The 14,910-nt window shown below is 71.7% G+C and carries 7 protein-coding genes; 4 read left to right on the top strand and 3 right to left on the bottom strand.

Annotated elements, in window-relative coordinates:
- The first annotated feature begins 25 nt into the window (after nt 1-25).
- The 3 genes from QHF85_RS30325 to QHF85_RS30315 are packed head-to-tail and all read left to right on the top strand — an operon-like array spanning nt 26 to nt 8,412.
- A complete protein-coding gene (locus QHF85_RS30325) occupies nt 26-3,820 on the top strand; it encodes a hypothetical protein (protein ID WP_281330846.1) in 3,795 nt (1,264 codons plus the stop codon).
- 1 nt (nt 3,821) lies between these two features.
- A complete protein-coding gene (locus QHF85_RS30320; protein ID WP_281330845.1) occupies nt 3,822-4,979 on the top strand; it encodes a UDP-N-acetylmuramate dehydrogenase in 1,158 nt (385 codons plus the stop codon).
- Between the two features lie 52 nt (nt 4,980-5,031).
- Nucleotides 5,032-8,412, top strand: coding sequence for an AAA family ATPase (locus QHF85_RS30315; RefSeq protein ID WP_281330844.1), 3,381 nt, complete (start codon nt 5,032-5,034; stop codon nt 8,410-8,412).
- Here QHF85_RS30315 and QHF85_RS30310 read toward each other — a convergent pair.
- The 3 genes from QHF85_RS30310 to QHF85_RS30300 form a co-directional block, all read right to left on the bottom strand.
- Nucleotides 8,402-9,595: a DUF4384 domain-containing protein gene (locus QHF85_RS30310; protein WP_281330843.1), complete on the bottom strand. Its 1,194-nt coding sequence runs from the start codon at nt 9,593-9,595 to the stop codon at nt 8,402-8,404. The genes QHF85_RS30315 and QHF85_RS30310 overlap by 11 nt on opposite strands.
- A 47-nt stretch (nt 9,596-9,642) precedes the next feature.
- The gene (locus QHF85_RS30305; protein WP_281330842.1) at nt 9,643-11,232 is read right to left on the bottom strand and encodes a zinc-ribbon domain-containing protein; all 1,590 of its coding nucleotides are present in this window, start codon (nt 11,230-11,232) and stop codon (nt 9,643-9,645) included.
- 207 nt (nt 11,233-11,439) lie between these two features.
- Nucleotides 11,440-12,852 carry a hypothetical protein gene (locus QHF85_RS30300; RefSeq protein ID WP_281330841.1) on the bottom strand — a complete coding sequence of 471 codons (1,413 nt, stop codon included), beginning with the start codon at nt 12,850-12,852 and terminating at the stop codon, nt 11,440-11,442.
- Between the two features lie 152 nt (nt 12,853-13,004).
- Between QHF85_RS30300 and QHF85_RS30295 the strand changes: the two genes are divergently transcribed.
- Nucleotides 13,005-14,897: an OmpA family protein gene (locus QHF85_RS30295; protein ID WP_281330840.1), complete on the top strand. Its 1,893-nt coding sequence runs from the start codon at nt 13,005-13,007 to the stop codon at nt 14,895-14,897.
- Nucleotides 14,898-14,910: the final 13 nt, after the last annotated feature.

The following is a 14,910-nucleotide window of genomic DNA, read 5'->3' as shown; positions in this document are numbered from 1 at the left end:
TGGATGAGGCAGCATGGATCCGCCGATGCGCCTTCATTCTGCCCGCCTCGGGCTCGTCTCCGCGGCGCTCCTCGTCGCCGCTTGTCTTGGCCCGACGCCCGTCGCGCCGCAGGCTCCGCCGTCCGCCAAGCTCGCGGAGTCGTTCGTCGAGGCGCTCGACGCCGAGGCGGCCGATCCGCTCGCGTCCGCGAAGTACCTCGACGCGATCGATCGCGCCGTCGCGAACGGCCGTGATCCCGAGGCGCTCGCCACGGTCGTCGCGTCGCTCGACGCGCTTTCGTTCCGGGAGGTCGAGGCGCTCGGGTTGCCCGGAGAGCAGGCCGTCGCGTTTCGCTCGCGCGACGTGATGCCCGTCGTCGTGGAGCGGCTGCGCGGCGCGTGGACGGCGGCCGGCGAGCGGCTCGCGCAAGGCGACGATCCAGGCGTGCTGCCGGTGATGCGCGGGATGCTGGCGACGGCGCTGCACGAGCTCGCGATGTACGTGGGGCAAGAGCAGGCGGCGATGGTGTGGGGCGAGCGGCGCGGATGCGCGCGGGAAGCGGCGCTCGTCGCGCCGCTCGATTTCGCCGCGCTTCGAGGCCTGGCCGAGCCCTCGCAGGTCACGCCGACGGGCGCGTTTGGGGCGACGTACCCGGGCGCGCGGCCGTTCTTCGCCGAGGTGACGCCGCACGTGGTGCGCGCGGACGCGTGCGCGCTCGACGTGAACGCGACGTTCTCGCTGCCCGGCGTGCGCGCGCTCGTGGTCGACATCGAGAACCCGCGTGAGCAGAAGATCTATCTGTCGCTCGCGTCGAGGTCGGCGGCGGTCGTCGACGTGGCCGGGACGCGCGTGCTGCGCCGCGGCTTCGAGGCCGGCGACGAGGCCGTGACGCGGCTCGGCAGCGTCTCGCTCCCCGCGGGGCGCGCGCGCGTGGTCGTGCGGGTCGGGCAGATGAGCGACGGCGATCAGATCGAGCTCGACGTGTGGGGCGACGACGGCCTGCCCTTGCCGCTGCGCGCGCCAAAGGCGGGCGACGTGGCGACGGTCGGCAAGGCCTCGGGCGCGACGCCGATCGAGATCGCGGCGGCGAGGCCCGGGGACGCGACGCTCGCGCTCACGACGGCCGCGCTGCTCGGGCTCGGGGAGGCGCGCGTGGCCGAGCATCTCCTGGAAGAGCGAGGTCTGCCGGAGACGAGCAGCCCGCGCGCGTTCTTGCTGGCCGCGCGCGCGACGGCGAAGGCCGGGGATCTTCCGGATTCGAAGCAAATCGAGCGGCTGCGCGCCTACACGGAGAAGACGCTCGCGGGCTGGCCGAAGGCCTGGGAGGCGCTCGTGACGCGCGCGGCGCTGACGGAGCGCAGGCGCGCGGTCGAGGGGCTCACGGACGCGCTCGGCGAGCTCGGCGTGCGTCCGCCGGCGCCGGGGCAAGCCGCGGACAAACCCGCGGCGGAGAAGGCCGTGACGGATCCGATGACGCTCACGTACGTGGCGGCGGCCGCGAAGCGTGGGGAGATGCTCGACGTCGCGGAGGAGGCGTACCGCGCGCTGGAGACGGCCGTGCCGGGATCGCCGCTGCTCGCGCGGGTCGACACGTACCTGCACGGGCGCGTGGGCGCCGACGCGGTGAAGGCCGCTTGTACGGGAGGGACGAGCCGCGCGGAGCTCGCGTGCATGTACGCGCATCAGCAGCGCGGCGACACACGCGCGGCGCTGGAAGAGCTCGGCCGCGTGCGGCGCCTGCGCTCGGCGGCGGACGCGTTCCGCGACACGGAGGTCGGGCTCCACGTGCTCGCGGGAGATCTCGACGCGGCGATCGCGGCCTACGACGCGGCGCCGCCGGCGCGCAGGCGGCTGCTCGACGCGCTCGGCTTCGCCGCCGGCAAGAACCGATCGGACCTCGTGCGTCCGCGCCTCGAACGGGATCAACGCGTCGCGGCCGACGCGCCGTACGCGATCCCGATCCTGCGCCGGATCCTCGCGCTCGAACCGGATCAAGCGCGCGAGCTGGAGGCCGAAGGCGCGCGCCTCGTGGCGGCGGATCGCGCGGCGAACGTCATGCCCGGCGCGGGCACGGCGGTGCTCCGGCACGTCGAGCGATACGCCCTCGATGCGGGCGGCGTGCTCCGGTACCTCGTCTACGATCTGCGGCGCGTGTCGGGCACGACGGACGTCGCGGAGGGCGCGGTCTCGTACGGGCCCGCGATCGAGGCGAACGCCGCGCAGCGCTTGCTCCGGCGCCGCATCCACAAGCGCGACGGCCGCGTGGTCGAGCCCGATCAGGTCGCGATGGCCGCGCAGAGCCACAGCGATCTCTCGGAGCTCGAGAAGGGCGACTACGTCGAGCAGATCCTCGAAGGGTTCGTGGTGCCGGACGCGGGCGGGCAGATCGTGCTCGACGGGCCCGACCTCCTGCCGGCCCGCACCGGCGTGCGCGAGGCGGAGATCGAGCTGCGCCGCCCGGCCTCGCTCGCGCTCGGCCTCTGGTCGCATCCCTTGCTCGGCAAGCCCCAGGTTCGTACGGACAAGGGCGACGAGATCCGCGTCTGGCGCATCGAGAACAAGGAGCCTCGGCGCATCGAGGACGGCGTGCCGCGGCTCGAACAGTCGGTGACGATCAGCTTCGGCACGCAGACGTGGGCGAACCTCGGGCGCTTGCTCGACGATCACGTCCGCGCGCTCGAAGACAAGGATCCGTACGTCGCGCGGTTCGCCCGCGAGGCCGCGGGGACCGTCACGGCGCCCTCGCGCGCGCTCGTCGAGCGCGTGGTCACCGCTGTCGGCAAGCGCGTGAAGGTGCCCGGCGGCGGCGAGCTGTCGGACGTGTCGGCGATGTACGGCACGGGCCCGCAGCAGACGACGGCGCGCACGGTGCTCGAGCTTGGTCAGGGCAGCCGCGCGCTCGTCGTGTGGCGCGCGCTGCGCGAGCTCGGCGTGGACGCGCGCCTCGCGATCGCCGAGACCGAGCCGTTCAGCGGCGCGGCCGATTTCCCGCCGCACGTGGGCCGCTTCCGGTATCCGCTCGTCGTCGCGCGTTTGCCCGAGGGTGAGCTCTGGATCGACGCGGACGTGGACGGCCCGCCCTTGCCTCCGGGCCGCGTGAGCCCGGAGCTGCGCGGCAGGAACGCGATCCTGCCCGACGGCAGCCTCGTCACGGTGCAGGGCGACGCGAGCGAGAAGGGCGACGAGATCGAGATCCGGCTCGCGCTCGACGCGTCGGGCGTCGCGCGCGGCAGCTTCTCGATCGCGCTGCACGGGCGCGAGGCGCAGTCGCTCGCGGACTCGCTCGACACGGTCGTCGGCACGGATCGGCGCGAGATGCTGCGCAACGTGGTGCTCACGTGGGTGCCCTGGGCCGACGTCGAGGACGTCGAGCTCGGATCGAGCGAGGGCTCGTGGGAGGTGTCGGTGCGCGCGAAGATCGCGATCTTCGGCTACTCGCAGCCCGAGACCCGCGACGGCAAGACGTGGCTCTTGCCGGGCCTCGAGCCCATGCACCTCGCGCGTGGCTTCTCGAGCACGCTCGCTTCGTTTTACGCGTCGCGCGCGGGCCGCGAGAGCGCTCTCACCATCGACAGGCCGCTCCAGTATCGCGTCCGTCGTCGCATCGAGCTGCCCAGGGGCGCCACGATCGCGCGCGCGCCGTCGTCGGTGAAGATCGCGGCGGCCGGCTTCTCCGCGTCGCGCGAGGGCACGTACAAGGAGGGCGTGATCGAGGAGGCGTTCCTGCTCGATCTGCCGACGGGGACGGTGTCGGCGAACGAGTACGACAGCTTCGTCGAGCGCGTGCGCGCCGTGGACGACGGCTTTTTGGCCGGCACGCGCGTGAAGGTGTCGCCCTAGCATGCGGACCCTTCGTCCCCCGCCGCCCGAAGTGCCGCCGCGCGCGCCGGAGGGCATGCTCTTCGACGTACCGCTCGCGCCGCGGACCACGCTCGGCGTCGGCGGCCCGGCCGCGCGTTACGTCGAGGCGCGCACCGAGGAGGCCGTGCACGAGACGCTCAAGTGGGCGCGCAGCCAGCGCCTCGACGTCACCGTGCTCGGCGGCGGCTCGAACGTGCTCGTCGCGGATCGCGGCGTCGACGGCCTCGTCTTGCGGGTCGCGGTCTCCGGCGTGAACCACGCGATCGAGGGCGATCGGGTCACGTTGAGCGCGGGCGCGGGCGAGCCGTGGGACGCGCTCGTCGCGATGACCGTGGAGCAAGGTTGGGCCGGGCTCGAGTGCCTCTCGGGCATCCCGGGCGACGTGGGCGCCGCGCCGATCCAGAACATCGGCGCCTACGGCCAAGAGGCGGGCGACGTGATCACGTTCGTCTACGGCATCGATCGGCGCAGCGGCGCGACGGTGGGCATCGATCGGCTCGGCTGCCGCTTCGGCTACCGCGACAGCGTCTTCAAGCGCCGGGCGAGCGGCAGGTTCGTGATCGTCGGCGTGACGTTCTCCCTTCAGCGCGGCGGCTCGGCGGCCGTGCGGTATGCGGAGCTCGATCGGTACATGCGCGACGCGGGCGCCGCGCCTTCGCCCTCGCTCGTGGACGTGCGCAAAGCCGTGCTGGAGCTGCGTCGCCGCAAGTCGATGCTCGTCGAGGCGGGCGACGAGAACGCGCGCAGCGCCGGCTCGTTTTTCGTGAACCCGACGCTCGACGAGGCGGCCTTCGCCGAGGCCCGCGCGCGCATCGAGGCGGCGAACGTGCTCGAGCCTGGCGAGACGCTCCCGCGGTTCGTCGCGGGCCCGGGTCGCGTGAAGATTCCTGCTGCGTGGCTCATCGAGCGCGCTGGGTTCAAGAAGGGCACGGGCGACGGCCCGGTCGGCCTGTCGACGCGTCACGCTTTGGCGATCGTCAACCGCGGCGGCGCGACGGCCGAGGACATCCTTCGTTTCGCGCGCCGCATCCGCGACGGCGTGCTCACGCGCTTCGGCGTGCGGCTCGTGCCCGAGCCCGTGATGCTCGGCTTCCGTCCCGAGGAGGTCGAGGACCTCGTGGGGCACCCAACGACCTGATTTTACGGCGTGTTCTGCCGCCGCGAAGGCGGTTACGCGCTACGATCTCGCCGTGGTCGAACCCCTGGATGAAGGCAAGGCACCGGACGAGGCGCGCGACGATCGCCCCGCCGACGAGGAGGACGCGGATCGACGCTCCTTCCGCAGCCTGCGGCCACCGAAGCCGCTCGACGAGGACATGCTCGACGAGCTCGCGGGGCGTATCGCGGCGATGCCCGAGCCCGTCGCCACGCTCGCGGTCGGCGTGGAGATCGCGCGGGCCGAGGGGGACGCGACCGGCGTGCGCAAGCGGCTCTTCGAGCTCGGGATCGGCATCGTTCGTTATGGATTCTCGGTCGGGCTCGCGGCGCTCGTGGCGAAGCTCGGCGGCGCGGCCGCGCCGAGGCCGCTGGCGGAGGCGCTCGCGCGCGCGGCGCGGATCTCGGACGGGATGTGGTGCGAGCTCACGCGCACCGTCGGCAACGCGCTCAAGTCCCACGATCCAACGCTGGCGCAGATGCTCGCGTTCACTTCACAACGCCCGCTGACCGAGCTCGTTTCTGCTCGTAACGATTTCATCCATCGCGGCGGCTCCGGCGACAACGCGCTGGAGAAGCTGATGGCGCTGCTCGAAAACACCGAGGCGCTCCTGTCGCTCTCGCTCCGGTGCGTGGTGTCGCTCGATCCGCCGACGTACGAGGCGCGCATGGGCACGCCGCTCCGGGGCGGGGTTTGGCGCAAGACGAAGGGCGCGCTTCCCGCGGGTGTCGAGGCGGGCGTCGCGTACGTGGTGCGCGAGGACGGGACGTGGATGCCCGTGTCGCCGTACCTGCCGCTCGTCGACAAGCGGCTGCTCTTCGCGGACGGCCCGCACGCGCCGGGCAAGCCGTGGCGCTGTACCGATCCGGAGATCGGCGAGCACCGCGAGCACCAGCCGATCGACCGCGCGATTCGCAAGCTCGTGGGCGAGGACAAGAACGCGCCGCAGGAGCTGACGGACAGGCCACGGCTCGTCGGCCGGGAAGCGGCGGTGAAGGCGCTCGTGCGCGCCGCGGAGGAGGCCGCTTCGGGCAGCGTGCGCGTCGCGCTCGTGACGGGATCGTTCGGCGTGGGCAGGACGCGCGTCGCGGACGAGATCGTCGCGGCGGCCGCGGCATACGGCTTCGGGCGCGTGATCGACGCGCGTTGCTCGGTCGAGCGCACGACGCCGCTCCGCGCGCTGCGCACCGCGATCGAGGGCATGAAGGGGCTCGAGCGCATGCGCGACGCGATCGCGCGCGCTCTGTCGGTCGAGGCCGCGATGACGCGCGCCGCGCTGGAGGCGTCGATCGAGGCGATCGAGGAGGCGCTCGTGGAGGCGAGCCTCGAGGAGCCCACGGTGCTCGACATGGACGACGCGCAGTGGGCGGACGAGCACACGCAGGGGCTCTTGCGCATGCTGACGGATCGAGCGATCCGCAAGGGACGCGGGCGGCTCTTCGTGATCGTGACCGTGCGGGACGAGCCGAACCCGAGCGTCGCGCTCCGGCGCTTCGTGGGGCGCGTCGAGCAGGGCAACGGCGCGGGCGCGACGCGCGTCATGCTCGACGCGCTCTCCGCGAAGGACGCCTCCGCGCTCGTGCAGAACGTCGCTCCGATCGCGAAGGACATCGAGCGTGTCGTGGTCGATGGCGCGGGCGGCGTGCCGTTTTTCCTCGTGCAGCCGCTCCTCGTGTGGAACGAGACGGGTTCGCTCGTCTGGCGTGAAGCCGCGTGGCGGCCGCGCGACGAGTCGATCCTGCGCGCCTCGGTGCCGGGCGTGCGGGATCTTTTGCGCGCGCGGCTCGACTCGTTCTTCGATCCGGGATCGGACGGCGAGCGGGCCGCGCAGCACGTGCTCGCGTGCGTCGCGCTCTACGGCTCGGGTTTGCCGGTGGAGCAGCTCGTCGCGGCGGTGGAGGGCGCAGGGACGAGCGCGCGGAGCGTGGAGCAGGCGCTCGAATTGCTTGTGGAGTCGGGTTTGCTCATCGTGCGCGGCGAGCGACAGGAGCACGGGTTCGCGCAGGAGATCGTGCGGCAAGCGGCGCTCGACGACGTGCGGCAGAAGCCGTGGTTCCGGCGTGTCCACCGGAGCCTGCTCGAAGCCGTGGGGCGGAGCGAGGTGGCCGAGGAGAACGCGGCGTTCCTCGCGGCGGGCCACGAGACGCTCGGCGAGCGCGAGGAGGCCGCGCGCTGGTTCGGCAAGGCCGTGGCGAAGGCGCTCGCGGGCGGCGAGTTCGAACGGGCGATGGAGCTCGCGGAGAAACTCGCGCAGATGGCGAAGGGGGCCGAGCGCGCGCGCGCGGAGCTGCGCGTGGTCGATGCGCTCTTCCGCGCGGGTCGCGCAGCCGAGGCGAAAGATCGACTGGAGAAGATCCACCTCGATGGCGTCGCGGACATGGGCGTGCGGCTGGAAGCACGCGTGCTCACGCTCGCGATCGCCGCGACGCTCCGGCATCTACCGTCCGATCACGATCCTTCGCTCGTCGCGGACGCGGACGCGCACGGCGACCTCGTGCTCCGCGTCGAGACGCGGCTCGCCGTGGCGCGCCTCGTGCGCGGGCGACGCGGGCTCGTGCTGGCCGAAGAGGCGATCGCGCTCGTGAGGGACGCGTCGCTCGACCTGCAGTACCGCGCGCTCGCGATGCGGCTCGACCTGATCATCGAGGTCGATCCCAGCGATCAGGGGCGGCTCGTTCGGGCCGTCGAGATGGCGCGCGCGGCGGCGCGGGAGCTCCACTCGCCCTGGGCCGAGCTCGACGCCGACAGCTACCTCGCCATCGCGCACGCGAACGCAGGCCAGTTCTCAGCTGCGATCGCGCTCTTCGAAAGTATCGCGGAGCGAGCGAGGACCTTCAAGTTCGGGACGCTGCACCGCGAGGTCCTCACCAACCTCACGGCGACGCTCCTCCGCGCGGGCAATCCGACACAAGCGGCCATCGCCGGGAAGCTCGCCGCGGAGACGGCGCGGGCGGCCGGTGATCACGTCGTGCTCTCGGCCGCGCAGTCGCTCTGCGCGGATGCCATGCTCCAGACCGGCGATCTCGAGGGCGCGCGGGCGTCTGCGGACGAGGCCATCGCGCTCGCCCTCGCAGGCGGGCATGACTACCACGCGATCGTATCGCTCCTTCGTCGCGCCGAGATCCGCTCACGGCTCGGCGACCCATCGTCGATCGAGGACGCCGATCTGGCCCGCTCTCGCGCAGAGGCGACCGGCGACGCGGATTTCGTGGTTCGCGCCGAGATCTGGTCAGCGCTTCACTTCGCGCGTACCGCGACGAACGAGCCCGCTGCCGTGATGGCCAGGCTCGGGGACGTGGTGCGTCGCGTCGAGGACCGGGGAGCATCGCTCCGGGCGCCTACGCGGCGCTTGCTCGAGGAGGCGCGGCGTCTCGTCGAGGCGGGCACGCCGGACGGCGCCCCGGTCACTCGATGAGCAGGCCACCTCGCGTGCGCGCACGCTCGATGAGCAGCCCGCCACGCGTCTTCGGCGCCGGAAGCCGCGCGTATTTCGCCGCTGCATCCTTGTAGGCCCCGCCCTCGTTCGTGTGCTCGAACGAGAACACCTTCATGATGAGCCCGTCTCCAGGCTCGGTGCGCGCGACGAACGACGCGGGCTTGAACCCCGGCTTGCTGCCCGACGCACCGCCGAGGTCGAGCTCGAGCCCGCGGATGCGCGGGCACCGCTCGAGCCCGACGTCGCGGCACTTCGAGTCCTTCTTCCCGGCCACATGCTCGACCGGCAGGTGCTTCATCCCGTCGAGCAGCTTGTCGTCCTTGATGCGCGTGACCTTCCCGTCACGCACGCGCGCGAGCGCCTCGTCCAGGTTCTGCAGCGGCGTGCGCGACGCCGCGATGTAGATGTCCTCGAAGCCGAGGTCCTTCTCGTTCAAACGGAACCTGAGGTCGCCGTTCGGGATGCGCGCCTCGTGGCTGCCGTCGAGCGGGTTCTTCGTGCCGATCCGCTCGTCCGGGAAGAGCACCGTGAGGCCGCTGCTCGCGTTGTTCTGGAAGATGTAGACGTACGCCCGCGGCTTGACGTCGACCTTGAAGAACACGCGCGTGTTCGTCGGCAGCGGCTCGTCCGGCTTCACCGTGCGCACGCCGCCGCCCGCGCTCTCCGGCAGCTCCGCCTCCATCGACAGCGTGAGCGTCAGCTCTTCCTTGCGCTCCGCCTCCGGCACCGTGTGCTGGTAGAGCGCGTCGAGCGCGGCTTGTCGCTCCTCCTCCGAGGACGCCTGTTTCACCGCCGCGATCATCGCGCTGACCGGGGTGAGGAGCTTCAGCAGCGCCTTCTTCTCCTCGTCGTACTTCGCCTTGTCGATCGCGCACGCGTTGTAGTCCCGGCAGAGCCGCGTGTGCGCCGCGACGTACTTCTCGGTCTCCGCGGAGATGCGGCGGATCGCCACGTCCTCGAACGTCGCGCTGTCCGAGGCCAGGTTCAGGACGCCGATGTCGCCCGTCGCCGTCTCGCTCGAACAGTCGATGGTCGGACGCTGCTCCTCGCCGCAGGCGACGCTGCCTGGAGACTTCACGACACACGACGCGCTGAGGAGGGCGATGCCGGCCACGGCGAGCGCACCGAGGCCGATGTGCACGAAGCTTCGGCGTTGGGACATGGCGCCGAGGGTACGGGGAAGGGCCCGCGTTTGCGAGCCCTGGGCCGTCAATTGATCGTGAAGGACTTCGTGACGCTGACGGGCGCGCCGTCGAAGGGCGGGACGCGCGCGCCGCGGAAGACGCCGGCCACGCAGCCGCCGACGGAGGTGCCCGCGAAGGGCGGGCCTTGCACCTGCGCCGAGGTCACGTTGCCGCTCGGCGCGAACGTCACCTTCACCTTGCCCGTGCCCGTCGGGCCGTCCGCCGTCTTGCAGCTCTTCGCCGCGCCGGCCGCAGAGCCGAGCGCAGACGAGGCCGCGCCGCGGTTGAACTCCTTGCCGCCTTCCGCGGGCGGGGGCTCGGCCGTGGGCGCAGCCGTCGTCGTCGGCGCCGCCGTCGTCGCCGTCGGCGCTGCGGTGTTGTTGGGCTTCGGGCCCGTGCCGCCCGAGCCCACGACAGGACCGCCGCCGCTCGAACCGGCCTTCGTCGTGTCGGTGGTCGGCGCCGCGCTCGTCGTCGTCGAAGGCGCCGCCGCGATCGTGTCCGTGGGCGTCGGGGTGGGCCCCGTGGGCGCGGCGGACGTCGTGGGCGCCGCGCTCGTCACCGTGTTCTCCGTCGTCGTCGTGTTCTGCGGCTGCCCCTTCAGCAGGAAGAACGCGGCCGCGCCTGCGACCACCACGCCGAGCGCGATGCCGACGATGAGGCCCGCCGAGCTCTTCTTCTGCTCGGGCACCTGCACCATCACGACCTGCGGCACCTGCGTGCCCGTCAGCGGGAGCTGCGTGCCCGTCAGCGGGATCTGCGTGCCCGTCATCATGCCGGGCATCGAGGCCATCATCGGCTGCGGAGGCGGCTCCACGACGGGCGCCATGAGCGGAGGCGGCGCGAGCATCGGACCGCCGAGTCCGCCGCCGCCGAGGTTCATGATGTCGTCGAGCCCGCCGCGGCTGTCCTTCTTCTTCGGCTCGTCCTTCGCGGCGGCCTTCTCGGCCGCGGTGAGCGCCGAGAGCGAGAAGAGCACCGAGTTCTCGTTGCGCTCGCCGACCTGGTTGCCCTTCGGCCCCGCGGCAGGCGGCACGCTGCCCGCGGGCTCCGGCTCGCCCTTCGACGAACCGAAGAGATCCTGACGACCGCCCGTCTTTCGCGCCGCCGCCTGGTTGCGCGCGGCGGGCGCGGCGCCCGCGCCTTCGGGCATCATCAGCGTCGCGTTCATGTCGTCTGCGGGCGGCGGCGCGGCCGCTACGCCGCTGCTGCGGCCCACGGCCGACATGAGCTCCGCGACCTGCGACACCGGCAGCCAGTCCGACATGCCGTCCTTCCAGACGTACGTGTCGTTCGTGACCGTGCCCGACGCGTAGGCGGCCGCGATCGCGGCGGTCGACATCGTGCGTTGGTCGTCGTCGGCGACGTTGACCGTCCACTCGTCGCCGCCGCCGCCGCCTGCTGCGGCTGCGCTCGGATCATTGCCGAAGACGCGGGTCGCCCCGTCGTCGTCTTCTTCGTAGCCACCTTGGCCGTGTGCATCGTGCGCGGCTTCGTTCGCGTTGACCACGATGGCCGAGCCGCACTTCTTGCACTTGATCTTGACGGTCTTACCGACGACTTTTTCGTCGGCGATCGTGTACTTCGCCTGGCACGACTGACACGTAATCTTCATGGGGAAAGCTGCCCTTCCGGGTCTCGCGCACGTGCACGAACGATCGTCTTGCTCTCTCGCCGAGGACCTGCGGTCCGGTCGTTACCGGCTCTCCGTACGCCGTCACAAAGCATAACGGTTTCGCACGAAGACGATCAAGCTACCTACAGATGCTCGTTCCGACGTGCGAGCAAGTCTGCCGGATCTACCCGACCAGGCGTCAGCAGTTCAGCGGTTCAGCGGCACGAGCGTCGTGCCGTCTGCCCCACAGAACTGCGCCTCGGCGCCGTAGCGCTCCCCGCACGTCGGGCAGACCTTCCCGGCCGGCGCCCGCGCGGGGGTAGGGGAGGATCGTGCCGGGGCCACTGCCTCCGCCGCCTCCGCCTCGGCTTCCGCGTCTGCCTCGGCCTCCGCGTCTGCCTCGGCTTCCCCTTCCGCCTGCGTTTCCTCGTTCGGCTCGGCTTCCGTCTCCGGGTCCGCCTCCGCCGGCCTCCGCCCGCGCCGCATCAGCACGAGCCCCGCGAAGCCGAGGGCGAAGGCGAGGCCGATCACGATCGCCACGAACGTCTGCTTCCGCTCGCGGCCCACGTCGTCCGCCACGCCCTTGCGTCCGCCCACCGCGCCCGTGGCGATCACGGCGACCGCGCCCTGCTCGGGCCCCTGCGGATCGAGCGTGCCTGCCGAGAGGAGCGCGTCGTACTTCGTCGGGCTCGTGATCTCCACGGCGACGGCCGCGCCCTTGCCGGACACCGTCGCCACGAGCTCGACCTGCCCCTCCTCGGCGCCTTCGGCCACCGTGACGGTCCCGCTCCCGTCGACGGTCACCTTCGCCGCGAAGGGCCCGGGCGTCACGGCCCACGTCGGCTTGACCCAGGCCGCGCAGCCTTCGCTGTCCGTGACCACGGTTCGGAAGGAAAAACGATCCCCCGGCCGCAGCGTCTTCCTCGCCGGGTACACCTCGAGGCGCGCCGGATCTCCCGCCACCTTGCACACCTTCGGCGGCGCCTTCGGTGCGGCCGCGGCGCTCGCGGCGGCGCTCGCGGATGGGCTCGGGGGTGGGCTCGAAGGAGCTGCGCTCGCGGACGCGCTCGCCGATGCGCTCGGCGCGGCTTCTTCGCCGTCGCGCTTCACGAGCCCGAACGATCGCGACCGGCTCGCCGTCGCCGTGCACGTCACGCCTTCGGCCGTGACCTTGTGCTCCGACGTCTCCTGCATCGCGATCGACGTGTCCGTCGCCGACACCGTCGTCGTGACGGTGACGCGCTCTTTCTCGTTCGAGGCGCTGCACCGCGTCCGCCAGAACCGCCCGCCGCCCGACTGCGAGTGGCTCACGCGTCCGAGCCCTGGCCCCTGCTCCCAGCACTCGGCCGTGCTCCAGGCGCGCCCCGCGCCCACGATCGACAGCTCTCCGCCTTGCTCGCGGATCTGCACCGACCCGCCGCCTCCGCCCTGGCCGCGTGGCTTCGGCCCGCACGCATCGACCCAGTTGTCGAACGACCAGCTCTCCGACACGCCGCTCGCCGACCACGACCCGCTCAGGGTGGGTTTGCCTTGGGCGCTCGCGCTCGCCGTGCAGGCCATCGTCATCGCGCCCGCGACGGCTGCGAGCGATCGACGTGCGAAGAAGCGAGGGCAGCGCACGGCCGAGCACCGTAGCAGATCGACGGAGAACGTGGACGGAGAGGTCTGCGAGATCCTTGCGATCCTTTTGCAGTTGTTTTGGGCCGGTGATACGAGTTTTTCAGGTTTCCGCGAAATCGCGGCTCCACGATTCGCCTGACGAGGTCCGACTCATGACGACCCTTGGCTTGCTCTCCGGCCTGCGTCGCCGCCCTGTCGCGACGCTCGTGGCGCTCTCCGCGCTCCTCGCACCCGCCGCGCCCGCGCTCGCGCAGACCACCGGCACCGATCGCATCCCGGCGTCGAACGGCGAGGGCGCCGACCTGCACCTCTTCCGGCCCGCGGTCGATTCGCGCGGCTTCTTCGCGGTCAACGGCGCGAGTGTCCTGCCCGGTGGGGCCATCAGCTTCGGCCTCGTCCTCGACTACGGCCGGAACCTCCTCGCGCTCGCGCCCGGCCACGGCGCCGACTACCTCGTCGACCACGCCTTGCAGGGCACGCTGAGCTTCAACTACGGCATCGCCGATCGGCTCGTCCTCGGCCTCTCGGCGCCCGTCGTCCTCAACTACGGCACGAGCGTCACCGACATCGGCCCGGGCGCCGCCGGCAACTACGACGACGACGGCCTCACCGCGCAGGCCCTCGGCCACATCGCGGTCCACGGAAAGCTCCGCCTCCTCTCGCCCGACGGCCCCATCGGCCTCGCCCTGCTCGTGCAAGGCGGCCTCGGCATCGGCGGGCAAAGCAACTTCGCCGCCGATCCCGGCTTCTTCTACTGGCCCCAGCTCATCGTCGAGAAGCAGTTCGGCAAGACGAACGTCGTGCGCCTCGGCCTGAACGGCGGCTACCGCGGCCACACCGGGGAGAACGCCACGTTCGGCCTCGGGAAGGACGGGCTCGCGCAGCTCAAATCGGGCGTCTTCCAGTACGGAAACCTCGGCACCGGCGGCTTCGCGGCGAGCGTCCGCATCGGCGACAAGTTCGACATCACGGCCGAGACCTACGCGAGCTACCTCCTCGGCGGCAATTCCGACGCGAAGCAACGCCTGAGCGCCGAGGTCCTCGGCGGCTTCAAGGTCTTCATCCAGAAAAACTCGTACCTCTCGCTCGCGGGCGGCGTCGGCTACCTGCCCGGCTTTCAGTCCGCCTCGCAGCGCGGCATGCTCGCGTTCGTCTTCGAGCCGTTCGAAGAGGACCGCGACAAGGACGGCATCCCCGACGACGTCGACCAGTGCCCGGACGAACCCGAGGACCGCGACGGCGACGAGGACACCGACGGCTGCCCCGAGGACGATCCGGTCGACGAGCCCATCCAGGTCCGGAGCGGCGATCGCGACGGCGACGGGATCCTCGACGCCGAGGACCAATGCCCGGACAAACCCGAGGACAAGGACGGCTTCCAGGACACGGACGGCTGCCCCGAAGACGACAACGACGAGGACGGCATCCCCGACGTGCGCGACAAGTGCATCAACACGCCGGAGGACAAGGACAACTTCAAGGACGACGACGGCTGCCCCGAGGAGGACAACGACGCCGACGGCAAGCCCGACGCGACCGACAAGTGCCCGGACGAACCGGAGACGTACAACGGCAAGGACGACGAGGACGGCTGCCCCGACAAGGGCAGCGTCATCGTGCAGGACAACAACGTCCTCATCCTGGACAAGATCCTCTTCAAGACGGGCAGCGCCGAGATCCTCGCGCAGTCGTTCCCGATCGTGGACGCGGTCGCCGCCACGCTGAAGGGCAACCCGAGCTTGAAGCTCCTCGAAGTGCAAGGACACGCCGACGTGCGCGGCGCCGAGTTCGCCAACGTGAAGCTCACGCAGGCGCGCGCCGAGTCCGTCGTGAAGGCGCTCATCGAGCGCGGCGTCGACGCGAGCCGCCTGCGCGCCCTGGGCTACGGCCCGTACTGCCCGGTCGACCCGGCGAGCAACGCCGTCGCCTGGGAGAAAAACCGCCGCGTCGAGTTCAAGATCGTCCGCACCGACGCGGGGCCCACGGGCGTCGAGCTCGGCTGCGAGAAGGCGCGATCGAAGGGCATCTCCTCGCCGGCGCCCTGATTTATCGTCTCGT

Source organism: Polyangium sp. 6x1 (genome assembly GCF_029946515.1).
Lineage (GTDB): Bacteria > Myxococcota_A > Polyangia > Polyangiales > Polyangiaceae > Polyangium.
Note: the sequence above shows the minus strand (reverse complement) of the source record. Positions and strands in the feature narration are given on the sequence as shown.